The organism is bacterium, assembly GCA_027622355.1.
Taxonomy (GTDB): domain Bacteria; phylum UBA8248; class UBA8248; order UBA8248; family UBA8248; genus JAQBZT01.
Window position 1 is genome coordinate 1 of the sequence record JAQBZT010000047.1, and the last position, 12,974, is coordinate 12,974.

At 64.3% G+C, this 12,974-nt stretch carries 13 protein-coding genes; 4 read left to right on the top strand and 9 right to left on the bottom strand.

Annotation, left to right across the window (positions count from 1 at the left end):
• Positions 1 to 167 precede the first annotated feature (167 nt).
• Positions 168 to 1,121 (bottom strand): phosphoglycerate dehydrogenase, encoded by a 954-nt coding sequence (locus O2807_04490; GenBank protein MDA0999763.1) that lies wholly within the window; start codon positions 1,119 to 1,121, stop codon positions 168 to 170.
• Between the two features lie 166 nt (positions 1,122 to 1,287).
• On the opposite strand from O2807_04490, the gene O2807_04495 reads away from it, so the two are divergent.
• Positions 1,288 to 1,851, top strand: coding sequence for an OsmC-related (seleno)protein (locus O2807_04495; protein MDA0999764.1), 564 nt, complete (start codon positions 1,288 to 1,290; stop codon positions 1,849 to 1,851).
• Here the strand turns inward: O2807_04495 and O2807_04500 are convergent.
• The 6 genes from O2807_04500 to O2807_04525 are packed head-to-tail and all read right to left on the bottom strand — an operon-like array spanning position 1,848 to position 7,669.
• Entirely contained in the window at positions 1,848 to 2,828 is a 981-nt protein-coding gene (locus O2807_04500) for a Gfo/Idh/MocA family oxidoreductase (protein MDA0999765.1), read from the bottom strand. The two genes, O2807_04495 and O2807_04500, sit on opposite strands and share 4 nt — an antisense overlap.
• Positions 2,821 to 3,879, bottom strand: coding sequence for an NAD-dependent epimerase/dehydratase family protein (locus O2807_04505; GenBank protein ID MDA0999766.1), 1,059 nt, complete (start codon positions 3,877 to 3,879; stop codon positions 2,821 to 2,823). The genes O2807_04500 and O2807_04505 overlap by 8 nt, the downstream gene beginning before the upstream one ends.
• Before the next feature lie 3 nt (positions 3,880 to 3,882).
• Positions 3,883 to 5,139, bottom strand: coding sequence for a class I SAM-dependent methyltransferase (locus tag O2807_04510; protein ID MDA0999767.1), 1,257 nt, complete (start codon positions 5,137 to 5,139; stop codon positions 3,883 to 3,885).
• Positions 5,136 to 5,561 (bottom strand): cupin domain-containing protein, encoded by a 426-nt coding sequence (locus O2807_04515; protein ID MDA0999768.1) that lies wholly within the window; start codon positions 5,559 to 5,561, stop codon positions 5,136 to 5,138. The genes O2807_04510 and O2807_04515 overlap by 4 nt, the downstream gene beginning before the upstream one ends.
• A gap of 60 nt (positions 5,562 to 5,621) precedes the next feature.
• On the bottom strand, positions 5,622 to 6,803 hold the full coding sequence (locus tag O2807_04520; GenBank protein ID MDA0999769.1) for a glycosyltransferase family 4 protein: 1,182 nt from the start codon (positions 6,801 to 6,803) through the stop codon (positions 5,622 to 5,624).
• 50 nt (positions 6,804 to 6,853) lie between these two features.
• Entirely contained in the window at positions 6,854 to 7,669 is an 816-nt protein-coding gene (locus O2807_04525) for a methyltransferase domain-containing protein (GenBank protein MDA0999770.1), read from the bottom strand.
• Positions 7,670 to 7,850: 181 nt separating this feature from the next.
• On the opposite strand from O2807_04525, the gene O2807_04530 reads away from it, so the two are divergent.
• Positions 7,851 to 8,630, top strand: a complete 780-nt coding sequence (locus tag O2807_04530; protein MDA0999771.1) for a class I SAM-dependent methyltransferase — start codon at positions 7,851 to 7,853, stop codon at positions 8,628 to 8,630.
• Positions 8,631 to 8,663: 33 nt separating this feature from the next.
• Here O2807_04530 and O2807_04535 read toward each other — a convergent pair whose 3' ends face one another.
• The gene (locus tag O2807_04535) at positions 8,664 to 10,142 is read right to left on the bottom strand and encodes a flippase (protein ID MDA0999772.1); all 1,479 of its coding nucleotides are present in this window, start codon (positions 10,140 to 10,142) and stop codon (positions 8,664 to 8,666) included.
• Between the two features lie 11 nt (positions 10,143 to 10,153).
• Positions 10,154 to 11,257, bottom strand: a complete 1,104-nt coding sequence (locus O2807_04540) for a glycosyltransferase family 9 protein (GenBank protein ID MDA0999773.1) — start codon at positions 11,255 to 11,257, stop codon at positions 10,154 to 10,156.
• Positions 11,258 to 11,461: 204 nt separating this feature from the next.
• Here O2807_04540 and O2807_04545 point away from each other — a divergent pair, with 204 nt between their 5' ends.
• Positions 11,462 to 12,754, top strand: a complete 1,293-nt coding sequence (locus O2807_04545) for a (Fe-S)-binding protein (GenBank protein MDA0999774.1) — start codon at positions 11,462 to 11,464, stop codon at positions 12,752 to 12,754.
• A 28-nt stretch (positions 12,755 to 12,782) separates the two neighbouring features.
• Positions 12,783 to 12,974: tetratricopeptide repeat protein (locus tag O2807_04550; protein ID MDA0999775.1), on the top strand; the 192-nt coding region annotated here is incomplete at its 3' end.

Genomic DNA, 12,974 nt, shown 5'->3' on the forward strand with positions numbered 1-12,974 from the left:
ATCGGAGATTCGCCGGGGTGCCCGGCGCGAGGAATCTGCTTTTCCACAGCAGATTCCTCCGTCGCTGCGCTCCTTCGGAATGACACCACGGATCCATTGTGCAAACTGACCCACTACGGCGGCTTTCATCTTTTTTCGCCCGGCGCCGCGCCCTTCACCGGCATTTCTCATGCCACCACGTTTTGCGGATTCCCCTTCAGGAAAAGAGCGATGTTCTCGACGGCGAGGCGGAGCCCGGCTTCGGTCACCTCGGGGGTGATGCCGGCGTTGTGGGGCGAGAGGACGAGATTGGGAAGTTTTGTGAAAGGGTGCCCGGCGGGAAGGGGTTCCCGATCAAAGACATCCAGCCCCGCCGCCGCGATGATTCTCCCGGAGAGCGCACCGATCAACGCCTCCTCGTCCACGATGGGGCCTCTCGCGGTGTTGACCAGAATGGCGGACGGCTTCATCCGGCCGAAGGCCTCGGCCCCCACCATACCCGTCGTCTCGGGCGATTGGCGCACATGGACCGAAACCACATCCGCCCGGGCGTAGAGATCGTCGAGCGAAACCCACTCGAGGCTGACCTCGCGGGCGAAGGCCTCATCGGGGTGGAAGGTCCATGCGATGAGGCGCATCCCGATTCCCCGGCCGAGGCGCGCCATTTGTTTGCCGATGGCGCCCAGGCCGATCAGGCCGAGGGTTTTCCCTGCCAGCTGGGTCATCTGCCCGCGGGGCCACTCGCCCCGCCGGACGGCGGTGTCCATTTCGGGGATGTGCCGCGCCGCCGCCAGCATCAGGGCCAGGTTGTGCTCCGCCACCGAGACCGCGGCCACACCGGGGGTGTTGGAGATGGTGACCCCGGCCTTTTTCGCGGCTCCGAGATCGACGTGATCCGTCCCGGTGCCCCAGATAGAGATCATTTTCAGGCCGGGGTGCCGCTCAAAAAAACCGGCGTCGAATTTGCAGAAGGCGCGGATGTTGAGGATGGCCTCCGCCCCCCGGGCGCGCGCATCGAGTGCTTCCCCGGTCTCCGGCTTGGTGGTGAAGATCTCGGTCTCCCCGAGCGCCCGCAGCCCGGCTTCGGCGGCGCTTCCGGTAAAAACAGCGGGGAAATCATCCGGAACAACGAAGCGGGCCATGTCGCACTCCTCGGGACAAGAACGTCATGAGACAAAAGAGCCATCTGAATTTTTTCAGGGTTCCGGAATTTTTTCCGCCCGTCAAGGTGGAACGGGGTTTTCCAATCGGTCCGGCAAGGTGCATGATGAGACCTCCAAAACCACAATTCGCATTTCAGGAGGAAAGATGATGGCTAAGCCAGTTGATCCGCGTGCGGAAAGCGCCACTCCCGGCGAACGCACCATCGACAAGCCGGAGCTTCCCCCCGGCGGATACGTTTTTACCATGGACTCGGATACCGAGACGGTCGAGGGAAAGGGGCAGCTCAAGCTCGGGCGTCACCGCCACTTCGAGGTCTATTGCGACGAGCCCCCGCGTATCGGCGGGGACGATTCCTACCCGCAGCCCCTGACGTACATCGCCATGGGGGTTGGTTTCTGACTGCTCACCCAGCTTGCGCGGTACGCGCACATGATGAAGGTTCCCTTCAAGAAGGCTTCCTGCCGGGTCGAGTTCGACTACTTCCTCAAGGGCTCTGTCCTGAAGGGCACGGTCAACTCCGGCTGCACGGCCGTCCGCACGCATTTTTCCGTCGAGAGCGAGGCCTCGGCGGATGAGATCCGGAAGGTCATCCAGAACGCGAAGCAGGGCTGCTTTGCCGAGCAGATGGTGGTGGCGGCGGTGCCGCTGACGAGCACGATCGATCTGAACGGCGATCCGGTTTCGCTGGAGGGCATCACCCCGGCCTAGGGAGCGCCCAGGGAGGCGGTGCAGCGCTCCAGGGCGCGAATCACCTTCACCGCGAGATCGAGCCCGGCCCCCGGGGGATTTTCTCCCCGGATGGCGGCCGCGAAGACATCGAGCGCTGCGGTGAGCGGCGGGGTGTCCGCCACCGGCACCGGGGTTCCTTCATCCTCGGGCATCGGTGGCTCCCCGTTTCCCGAAATTGTGAAGCCGGAGTGCCGCCGGAGTTTCTCATCCGCCAGATCGTTGAAGACGAGAACTTCCTTTTCGAAATAAGCCCCGAACCAGCGCCGCTTCTTCTCCATGAGGTTGCCGCAGCGGATGTGCGCCCGCGCTCCGCCCGCGAAATCCATCCGGACGGCGATCACCTCGCCGTACCCTTCTTCTGTTTCCTCGCTGCGCTCGCGCTTGGCCTCGATGGCATGGGGTTCGTCCTGGAGGAGATCCAAGCAGAGGGCGATATCGTGCGGTCCGTAGTCCCACAAGGGCGGGGTGTCCGCCCGGAAAGGTCCGCGGTTTCCGCCCTCGGAGCGGATGGCCATGGGGGTGCCCAGGGCGGCGGCCTCCTGCTTGAGGCGGCGGTAGGCGGGGTGGAAAAGATGAATGTGATTCACCATGGCGGGGGTGCTCGTCTTCTCCGCAAGGCGGTGGAGGCGGAGCGCGTTCTCGAGATCGAGGGCGAGGGGCTTTTCGATCAGAACGGGAATGTGTGCTTCAAGCGCGGCCGCTGCGATCTCCGCGTGAAGCGCGGGGGGGATGGCGACGATCAGCCCATCTACATCGCCCGCGGCGATGATCTCCCGCCAATCTTCCGTGCATGCGCAGGCCGCGCCCGCCATCGCACGGCTCTCCGGGTTGCGGCTGCAGAGCCGGGAGAGCGCGAGCCGCGGCATCTCCGCGATGGTGCGGATGTAGTTCCGCCCCCAAGAGCCCGCGCCGATGAGGCCCAGGCGAAGGGGGGCGCCGGCGGAGAGGTCAGTCACCGGTGTACACCTGTCCGGTCCAGGAGAAAAAGCGGCGCAGCCCCTCGGCCAAATCCACCTGCGGGGCGTAGCCCAGGTGCGCCTGCGCCTTGGAGATGTCCGGGCAGCGGCGCTGGGGCTCATCCGGCGGGTAGCTCTCCGGGTAGGGAACCCGCTCCAGTTCCACGGGGCGCTGGAGGGCCTTCCGGATATGCTCGACCAGATCGAGCATCGAGACCTCCGGATCCGGGTTTCCGATGTTGTAGGCCTCGCCGGGGTGGCCCATGGCGAGGACCCGCAGAAATCCGGCGACGGCATCTGTGACATAGCAGAAGGTGCGGGTCTGGCGGCCCGTTCCGTAGATGCGGAGCGGCTGGCCGCCCGCGATCCGGTTCGCGAAGTTGGGCAGGACGCGGTAGTCGTGCTCGCCCATCCCGGGGCCGTAGACGTTGAAGGGCCGGATGATCGAGGTGGAGAGCTGGAAGTAGTCGAAATATACGCGGCAAAAGGTCTCGCCCACGCGCTTTCCCTCGTCGTAGCAGGCCCGCGGCCCCAGGGTGGAGACGTTGCCCCGGTAGTCTTCATTCGTCGGGACGAAATTCCGATCGGGGTCGCCGTAGATTTCGCTTGAGCTGAAAAAGACGAGGCGTGCTCCTTTCTCTCGGGCCAGATCGAGCATGTTGCGCGTGCCGTGCGTCGCCACCTCCAGCGTTTCGACGGGGTACTTGCGGTAGTAGTAGGGGCTCGCGATGCCGGCGGCGTGCATGACGTAGTGCACCGGTTCATCGATGGAGAGGGGCTGGATCACATTGTGCTCGATGAAATGATCGGCCGGGGCGTCCTGGGATTCCGTGCGGCCATCTCCGGCCGTGATGAGGTTGTCCACGGCGATCACGCGGCAGGGTTTCTGAAAAACCTCCCGGTTCATCCGGTGGAAAACCGCCGTGAAGTAGCGCCCGAGAAAGCCCCTTCCTCCCGTCAGCAGGATGGTTTTTCCCTCGAAAGCCCGCGCCGCCTCGCCGAGGTGTTCGATGATCTCTTTGATGTCGCTGTCCAGGTAGAGTTTGTCCATCGTCTATATCACCTGCAGTTGGGGGAGCGGAACAATGAAGTGGCCGCCCGAATCGAGAAATTTCCGGTGCCGCTCGATGATGGAATCAGCAAAATTCCAGGCCAGCACTACCACATAATCCGGTTTTTTTTCGTAAATCGCCGAAGAGGGAAGAACGGGGATGTGAAGCCCCGGGGTGAAGAGCCCCTGCTTCAGCGGACTGTCGTCCACGATGAAATCGATCGTTTCTGGGCCCAGCTCGAAATGATACATCAGGGTGGTCAGTTTCGCCGGGGCGCCGAAACCCGCGATCTTCTTTCCCTCGGAGAGAAATCCGTCCAGGAGGGAGCGCAGCTCTTCTTTCCGCGCCTCGATTCTCCGCCCGAATTCGCGGAACGTTTCTGCTTCCGCGAGGCCGAGGTTCTTCTCGTGCCGGATGCGCTCGCCGACCGATGCCCCGATGGCGTGCGTACCGCCGGCTCGCTGGGCGGCGCCGCGGAGCGAGCCGCCGTGGGTGTCGATGCGGAGGGCCTCGATCAGCTCCATCCCGTGCAGCGGAAAGAAATTCCGCAGCGGTGCGGCGCTGTGGTAGGCCAGATGTTCGTGGTAGGTCATGTCGAAAAGAATGTTCTCATAGACATCCGCCAGGTAGGACACCTCAAAAGTGAAGACCCCGCCCGGGGCGAGAAGGGAGCGGACGCCCTCGGCGATGCCGGCCAGATCGTCGGCATGGGCGAAAACGTTGTTTGCCGCGATGAGGGCGGCTTTCCCCTTTTCCTCCCGGATGCGCGCCGCCAGCTCCGGCGTGAAAAACGCCGGGATGGTCTCGATTCCCTCCGCGCTGGCCTTCTCGGCGATGGCGGTAGCCGGGTCCACCCCCAAGGTGCGCATGCCGGCCGCCTGGAAAAACCGGAGGAAGGAGCCGTCGTTGCTCCCGATGTCCACGACGAGGTCGCCGGGCTTCAGGCCCCAGGCGCCGATGGCCCACTCGGCGTAGCGGCGGAAGTGTTCGACGAAAACGGGAGATGTCCCCGAGACGTAGACATAATTCCGGAAGAGTATTTCCGGGTCCACCACATCGAGCAGCTGCAGGTGTCCGCAGGTGCGGCACAGGAACAAATCGAGCGGAAAGCACGCCTGGGGGCTCGTGCGCTCCGCCGCCGTAACGAATGCGTTGGCGGGCGGCGTGGGCCGGAGCGAGAGTACTTCATCGAGCGCACCTCCGGCGCACAGCCGGCAATTGTCGCGGCGGTAAATCGGGGATGCCTGGGAAGCGGTCATGCGGGTCCTTCGATCAGGCGAATCCGGACGAGATCGGATTCGTAGGCTTCATGGTCGCGGGCGTTTCTCGAGAGCGTCAGGAAAAGGGTGTCCTCCGTGAACCGCATGGCGTGCTCCACCATGGGGGGCGTGAAGAAAAGCTCGCCCTCTTTGACGATGATTTTCTCCGGCGGTGTCTCGTCCCCCACCGGCCGGTGGAAGTACTCGATCTCGCCCTTGATGACGTAGCAGTAGTGCCAGTCGGTCTTGTGGTAGTGGTTGGCGCGGATGGAACCCTTCCTGGATTCGATCATGACGGCCATCCGCATGGGTGCTTCGATCAGGTTTTGGATGACGCCCCGATCGTCCACGAACGGCTTCTCGAGGGGGATGATTACTTCCTTCGGCCAATTTTCTTTTTCGTCCGTTTGCTGCTCATTCATTTCGCGGATTCCCCAGAAAAAAGGTTGCGCGTGTGCGGAATGATTTGCCAAAAAAGGGCGCTAGGAGGAGGTGGCTTCCTCGAAAACTTCCACAAGGCGGTTCATGTGATGTTCCGGCAGAAACCGGCGCCGGACCATATCGCGTCCCGCCTGGCCATGCTTTTGCGCCAGCTCCGGGTCGGACAAATAGCTTTCAAGCGCCCGTGCCAGCCCGGGGACATCTTTTCGCGGAACGAGGGCGCCGGTCAAACCGTCGGTGAGCCAATCCGGGATTCCACCGACATCGAACGCCACCGCCGGCAGGCCGTGGGCCATGGCCTCGATGCCCACGATGCCGAAGGGTTCGGGCCAGATAGAGGGGACGACCGCCACCCGGGCGCGGCGGTAGGCCTCCGAAATGCGATCCCGCGGGATGAAGCCCGAAAAAACGATCTCGTGCCGGGAGGGGATCTCACCGGCCATCCGGCGCAGATCCGCGATGAAGGGGCCATCGCCCGCAATCTCGAGCGTCGTCGGGGCTTCGATGTGGGCGAGAGCCTGAAGGACGAGGTCGAATCCCTTCTCGGGGCTTGGCCGCCCCAGCAGGAGGATGCGGCGCTCGGGGGCGGGGCCCGCGGCTTCGATCTCCGCGCTCAGGCGGGTGTAGAGGTGGAGTACCTCCAACTGTTCGGGATTCATCCCGCTCTCGATGAGGAGTTCACGGACGTAGCGGCTCGGGAGGAGGAGGCGGTGCAGGCGGCCGCTCGCCTGTTGATTTTTGCGCACATCGCGCCACACCCGCAGCGCGGTGTCCGGCCGGCGGGGCATGCAGAGCTGGGTGTGGGCCTTCCAGAGGCAGTGCGCATCGAAGGGTTTCGTGCAGATGCCGTCCCAGGTGCGGGGCATCCGTCTTCCCGAGGGGCAGCTGAGGCGGAGGCCGAGGACGTACCGGACGGCGGGGGCGGATTCGCTCAGCAGCCCGATTGCCGCCGGGTTGAGGACCTGGGCGATGAAAATGACATCGGGCCGGAACTGCCGAAGCGCTTCCCGGATGGCGGGAAGGGCGCCTTTTCCGGTGTGATCGAACCCGAGGCCGCCCGGAACCCGGAACGCCGGGCGCGGGCCCGAATCATTTCCGGGCGCGGTATCGTGGAGGACGCCGACCTCGTGTCCCATCTGCTCGAGCCGCGAGATGGCGTCGAGAAAGTAGACCTCCGCGCCGCCGACGATGCTGTAGTGTTCGTTGCACGCGAGAATTCGCATACGGGGGAATCTTTCCTGAGAGGGCCGTGGGGGCGGGAGCAGATAACGCCTCAGCTGGGCTTTTGAAAGACCACGATGACGTTCCGGCAGAGCAGATGGCCGAACGCCGCTTCGAGCCCGGTAAAGGCCGCCTCCCACAGGCGAAGCAGTTGGGGGAAGGGCAGGTGCCGCCGGAGCGGGTTCCGGCGGTCGAGCTTTCTCCACAGATCCCGCACCACCCAGGCCGGCTCTCCCCAGGAGCGCCAGTAGCCCTCGCCCGCGTACGCGGCGGGGATGAGACCCGCCTGCCGCCCCAGGGCTTCCAGCCCTTTCTCAGTATAGTGGGTTTCCCAGCCCCAGGGCCAGGTGCCCGCGCGGATGCGCCGGGCCTTCATCACGGTGTAGCCCGTGAAGGTTTGCGGCACGCTGATGACCGCCCAGCCGCCGGGGCGGAGGAGGCGGAACTGCTCGGCCATCATCCCGGCCGGATCGGGGAAGTGCTCGACCAGCCCCTGATGAAAGACGAGAGAAAAAGTGCCGCTCCGGAAGGGGAGCTGAAACACATCTCCGCGGACGAGGCGCAGCCGCTGTTCGAGCTGGCTCGCGGCGCGCCGCACCACCGAAAGGCTCCCCGCGGCGATGTCGATTCCCCAGAAATTCAGATGGGGGTAGCGTTTGGCGAGGATGCAGCTGTCGATGCCGGTGCCGCAGCCGAGCTCGATGGCGTGGCCGCCGCCGGGGGCATCATCCAGCGCCCGCTCGAGCAGGCCGAGGTAGCGGCCCCGCTCTTCCAGATGGGTTTTGCGCAGTTCCCGGAAATCCGAGAGGCCCTCGTAGTCCTTGTAGATGGCCTCGAATTTTTCGACCGGAAGCGAAGGATCCGTCATCTCTCTCTCATGCGCCTGGAGGAAGGGCGTGCCCGAATGGGGAATATAACCCGAATGGCGGAAGGACTCATCCGCGGTGCGCGTCGCCGCCCGATGTGAAGGGCCGCGCATATCGGCTAATATGGCGGTCTCCGCAGCGGGATTTCGCAGGGTGCCGGGCCCATCAGGAAAGGTTGTGCCGATGAAGGAATTTGCGAAGCGTCTTTTCCGCGGGCTGGGTTTCGACATCGTTCGCCGCGGCTCGGTGCCGAGCGATCTGCGCCGCATCCGGAGCGATTTCACGGCGGAGGAGCTGGCGCTGGTTCAGGAGGTCTCCCCCCATACCCAGACCGGCCCCGAGCGCATCCTCGCCCTCGTGCGCGCGGTGGAGTATGTCGTGGCGAACGGCATTCCGGGAGCGATCGTCGAGTGCGGCGTGTGGAAGGGGGGGAGCATGCTGGCGGCGACGAAAACCCTGAGCCGGCTCGGCGTCTCCGATCGGGAGCTTTATCTGTTCGATACCTTTCAGGGTCTGACTGCGCCGGGAGAGCAAGATGTCTCGCTCTGGGGGACGGACGCTTCGGCGGAATACCGGAAATTCGAGGACGAGGCGGAAGCGGGCCCGGATATCTTCGCGCTGAACATCGCGCCGCGCGAGGGGGTCGAGAATCTGATGCGTGGCTCCGGGTATCCGTGGGAAAAATTTCATTTCATCGAAGGCAAGGTGGAGGACACCCTTCCCGCGGCGGCGCCGGAGCGGATTGCGCTGCTCCGCCTCGATACGGACTGGTATGAATCCACGCGCCACGAGATGTTGCACCTCTTCCCGCGCCTCGCGAAGGGGGGCGTTCTCATCCTCGATGACTACGGCGAGTGGCTGGGCGCGCGGAGGGCGGTGGATGAATATTTGGCCGAACACAAGGTGCCCATGCTTCTCAACCGCATCGACTATACCGGCCGGGTGGGCGTCAAGCTCGAATGACCCCAGCGCGATTTTCCGAAAAGGGTATTTCGCTCAGGCGCTCTCCGGTGCCCGGACTTCAGCGGCGGCCGCTGGGCGCCGCCGCAGATTTTTGATCAGCTCGCCGAACTGCCGCCGGTGGATGAAGATGAAGATCGCCGCCGCGGCCAGAAGCACCCCCCCGCCCGCGAGGCGCCCCGGCCATGTGGCCGCGAGGCGCCCGCCTCCCGCGAAGAGATAGGCCCGCCAGGAGAGCCAGACGGCCGCCACCCCCATGATGGGAACCCAGGGGTTGGGGAGAAGCCCCGTGCGGTGGCGCACGAAGAAGGGCGCTACCAGAACGACGGCGGCGTCGCTGATCACGGTGGCCCAGGCGGCGCCGTAGCCCCCCCACCTCGGGATGAAATAGAAGTTCAGCCCGACGTTGACCACCGCGGCCAGGATGCGCGTGGTGAGAAAGCCCGGCCCCTGGATTCCAACGGCGACGATGGTGTGGCCCAGCGCGTTGCTGACGTAAATAATGACGGCGGCGATGGAGAGGATGCGGAGAATGGCGATGGCATCCGTGAAGAGGGGGCTGTACAGGTTGCGGATCAGATCGGCCCCGAAGACGACCATCACCCCGGCGACCAGGGCGCCCAGCATGGCGAGGTAGTTGATGGTCTGCTGGTAGATCCAGCGGAACCCTTCCGGGTTTTTGGGCCATCTTTCCGCGAGGAGGGGGGAGAGGGAGCTCATCACGACCCCCGAGCCGAGCAGCGCCAGATCGATGAACTTGAAGGCGGCGGCGTACTGGCCCACCGCCTCGGGGCCCTTCATCCACTCGAGCATCAGGGTGTCCACCCGGAAGTAGACGACCCAGAGGATTCCGGTCAGGCCGATGACGGCGGACTCCTTCAGGATGCGGCGGACCCACTCGCGCTCCCACATCCAGCGGAAGGGCGCCACTCCCCGAAGCCTGAAATAGAAGAAGAGGGCCCGCGGCATCCGCACGAATACGTGCGCGGCAATCAGCCACTCCACCGGCCAGCCGTTTTGTCTCCCGAAGAGGACAACGCCCAGGGTGAGGAGTTGGGAGATGACGGAGCCCGCGGCGACGTTTCCGCCCCGCAGGTGGGCCCGGTGGACGATCTCGAAGGTGTCGACGGCGGCGACGTAGTGCGTCAGCAGCAGGAAGACCACGGCCCACGTGTAGGCGGGGTCGTAGTCCCGCGAGAAAAGATAGGCGGCGCCCGCGAGGAGGGCGGCGGTGGCGAAAACGAGCTTCAGGACGATGCCGGCGGTGACGATGGGGTTGGACTGGTCCTTGTTCCGCGCCACCTCGCGCAGAAGGATCGTGTCGAAGCCGAAGTTGGCGATGACGGCGGTGAAGTTCAGGTAGACGAAGGCGAGGGCGAACTGCCCGTAGAAAGCGACGCCGAGATAGCGGGCCAGCGCCCGGGTGATGTAGAGGCCGATGAGCGCGTTGACGGCCACGCCCAGGACGAGGAGCGCCGAGTTGGAAAAGATTCTGGGTTTGAGGTCGTTTTCCAAGAGACGGTTCCTCAGGCGCGGTGTCCGGAACGGGCACCGATCTGTTTTCGGCAGGCCGCGAGAACGTCCGCGGCGGTGAGTTGGATGGGGGCCGCCGGGGAGTTTTCCCTGCCCACGAGGCAAAGAATGCGGTCGGTCCCGGGCCGGTAGCGGCCGATGTTCTCCCGCTTGAAAAGCGCGACTGAAGGGGCACCCGCCGCCCATGCGAGGTGAAGGGCGGCGGTGTCGCAGGTCAGGAAAAGATCCATCTTCCGCATGAGCGCCCCGGTGCCGTGGAAGCCAATCCGGCCGACGGTGTCCACCGCGCCCTCGCCGAATCTTTGGGCCAGCCGGGCGGTAAGGGCGGCCTCTGCGGGCCCGCCCGTCAGCAGGAACCGGGCGTTCTTCTCTTGCCGAAGCCCGCGCATGACCTCGAGAAATAAATCCTCGGCCCACACTTTTTCGGGGCGGTCGCTGCCGGGGTTCACGCCGACGAGCGGGCCCCCTCCGGGAAGGCGATCCGCGAGGGCGGCGGCTGTTTGTTCATCCGCGGCGCTCGGCCAGATTTCGAGGGCTTCTCCCGCAGGATTCGCGATGCCGAGCCGGGCGATCAGCTCCAGGTTGATGTCTCGCTCGTTGCGGGGCGTCTCCAGCGTCTCCGCGAGGGCGGTGTGGTAGAAGGTCCCGGCGCCTCGCGTGTCCCTTCCGGCGAGATGGGGAATTCCCATCGACCGGAAAAGGAGTCCCATCCGCACCGCGCCCTTGGGGGAGTAGAGCCCCATAAGGTTGACGGCGAGGTCGTATCTTTTTCTGCGGATGCGCACAAGGGCGGAGAGGAGCGCGCCCCAGCCGGCGGTGAAGGCGTTATTTCCCGGGGCCGAGTGCAAATCGACGGGAAAAATTTCTTCGACGTGGGGGCAGCCCTGCGCGGCGCGGGCGCTCTTCGTGCTGGTGAGAAGATCCACCCGGGCGCCTTCTCCGCAGCCACGCAGCGCCCGGATGGCGGGCACCGCCAGCAGAAAGTCTCCCATTCCCGCGATTTGCACCGCCAGGATGCGCGACTTCTCGAGGCGGGGGGCCTGGTTCGCCCGTTGGGCCCGCAGCCGCTCCAGCAGCCAGTCCTGAAGGGGGGTCATGCCTTCTCTGGGGTCGGGTGCGATCAACAAAGAGAGATTCCCCTGCCGGGAGGAAAAAATCGGATATCCGGGCGGGGTCAGTATAGCCGAGACCGGAAGTGGAGCGAAGAACGCTCCCCGCAGCCGGTTTGACCTGTCCACCCCTCCTTCCTAGACTGTCGCCATCTGCCGCCATTTCAGCGGACGCCTTGTGGGGAGAGCCGGATGAGCGATGGTCTGGAGGGCCGGTTTGCATCCTGGATGCAGGCCCGGATCGATCGGATCACCGCGGCGTGCACCTACTGCGGAAAATGCTACGAAGTCTGCCCGATGGTGCCCTACGGGGAGGCCCGGGGCGCCGGCCCGGAGCAGGTCACCCGCGCCGTCGTGGACATTCTCAACGATCGGCCCCATGCGCGCGCGGGCGCGGTCTGGGCCGAGACCTGTCAGAAAAGCGGTGTTTGCATCGAGGCCTGCCCGGAGGATGTGAATCCTCGGGAGATGCTCTCCTATGCCAAGCTGAAGCTCAAGTGGAAGGCGGAGGATGCGGAGCATATCGCGAAAAACGGCCGCGATTATTTCAAGAGTCTCAGCCGGGCGATCCGGCTCATGATGGCGTTTCAGGCGGAGCCGGATCTTTTCAAGGAGCTGACGTCGGTCCGCAGCGGCAAGAAAAAGAACATGGACGCGGTTTTCTATTTCGGCTGCAACATTCTTCAGACGCCCCACATTCTTCTCTCGTGCATTGATGTCTTCGACCGGATGGGGCTCTCCTACGAGGTGGCGGGGGGCATGGCCCATTGCTGCGGGATCAACCACATCCGGCGGGGAGATTTGACCGCCGGGGCGGCAATGGGCGCCAAGTCGCTCCAGCATTTCAGGGCCCATGAGCCGGAGATGGTGATTACTTTTTGTCCCACCTGCCAGATGCAGTACACGGAGTACATTCATCTCTACGAGGCGCCCGAAGTGGAAAAGCTGCCTTTTGTGCACATTACGCAGTACCTGGCCGGCAACCTGGACAAGCTCCGCGCGCTCTGTACGCACCCGGTCCGGAAGCGGATCGCCCTTCACGAACATACCGGGACGGACGGCGTGGCCGAAAACATCCGCAAGGTTCTGGGGGCGGTGCCGGGCCTGGAACTGGTCGAGGTGGCCCAGCGCGCGGATCACGGCTACCAGTGTCCCACTCTGCTGATTCCCGAAGCGAAGGCCGCCATGCGGGAGAAACTGTTCTCCTCGGCGGAAAGCGCCGGTGTGGACGCACTCGTGACGATTTACCACAGCTGCCACCGGGAGCTGTGCGGAGAGGAGAAGAGACACAGTTTCCGGGTCGTGAATTTCATGTCGATTCTGGGGGAGGCGATGGGCTTCTCCTATCCGGATCAGACGCAAGCCTTCAAGCTGTATGAAGATATCGATCGGGTGATTGCCGAAGCGGAGGATTTGCTGCGGGAGAATGGGGTGGACCCCGGGAAAATGCGGGATGAGCTGGAGAGGGTTCTCTATGCCAGGTGACCGTTTCGGCTGCTATGGAGGAAATGGCATGCGCAAGGTGGTGCTTTTCAGATCGATGTTCGTCCTGCTTTTCTTCTTCCTCGCGTCTCATTCCGCCTGGGGCGCGGAAACCACCAAGTGGTTCAATCTGGGCATTCAGGCCAAAAAAGACGACGAGAAGATCAAGTATTTCACGAAGGTCATCGAGATCGATCCCAATCACATCACGGCGTACAACAAC

Coding starts and splice junctions, on each gene's coding strand:
- O2807_04540 (MDA0999773.1), bottom strand. CDS start 11,257: ATGACCCCCCTTCAGGACTGGCTGCTGGAGCGGCTGCGGGCCCAACGG.
- O2807_04520 (MDA0999769.1), bottom strand. CDS start 6,803: ATGCGAATTCTCGCGTGCAACGAACACTACAGCATCGTCGGCGGCGCG.
- O2807_04515 (MDA0999768.1), bottom strand. CDS start 5,561: ATGAATGAGCAGCAAACGGACGAAAAAGAAAATTGGCCGAAGGAAGTA.
- O2807_04530 (MDA0999771.1), top strand. CDS start 7,851: ATGAAGGAATTTGCGAAGCGTCTTTTCCGCGGGCTGGGTTTCGACATC.
- O2807_04505 (MDA0999766.1), bottom strand. CDS start 3,879: ATGGACAAACTCTACCTGGACAGCGACATCAAAGAGATCATCGAACAC.
- O2807_04525 (MDA0999770.1), bottom strand. CDS start 7,669: ATGACGGATCCTTCGCTTCCGGTCGAAAAATTCGAGGCCATCTACAAG.
- O2807_04510 (MDA0999767.1), bottom strand. CDS start 5,139: ATGACCGCTTCCCAGGCATCCCCGATTTACCGCCGCGACAATTGCCGG.
- O2807_04490 (MDA0999763.1), bottom strand. CDS start 1,121: ATGGCCCGCTTCGTTGTTCCGGATGATTTCCCCGCTGTTTTTACCGGA.
- O2807_04545 (MDA0999774.1), top strand. CDS start 11,462: ATGAGCGATGGTCTGGAGGGCCGGTTTGCATCCTGGATGCAGGCCCGG.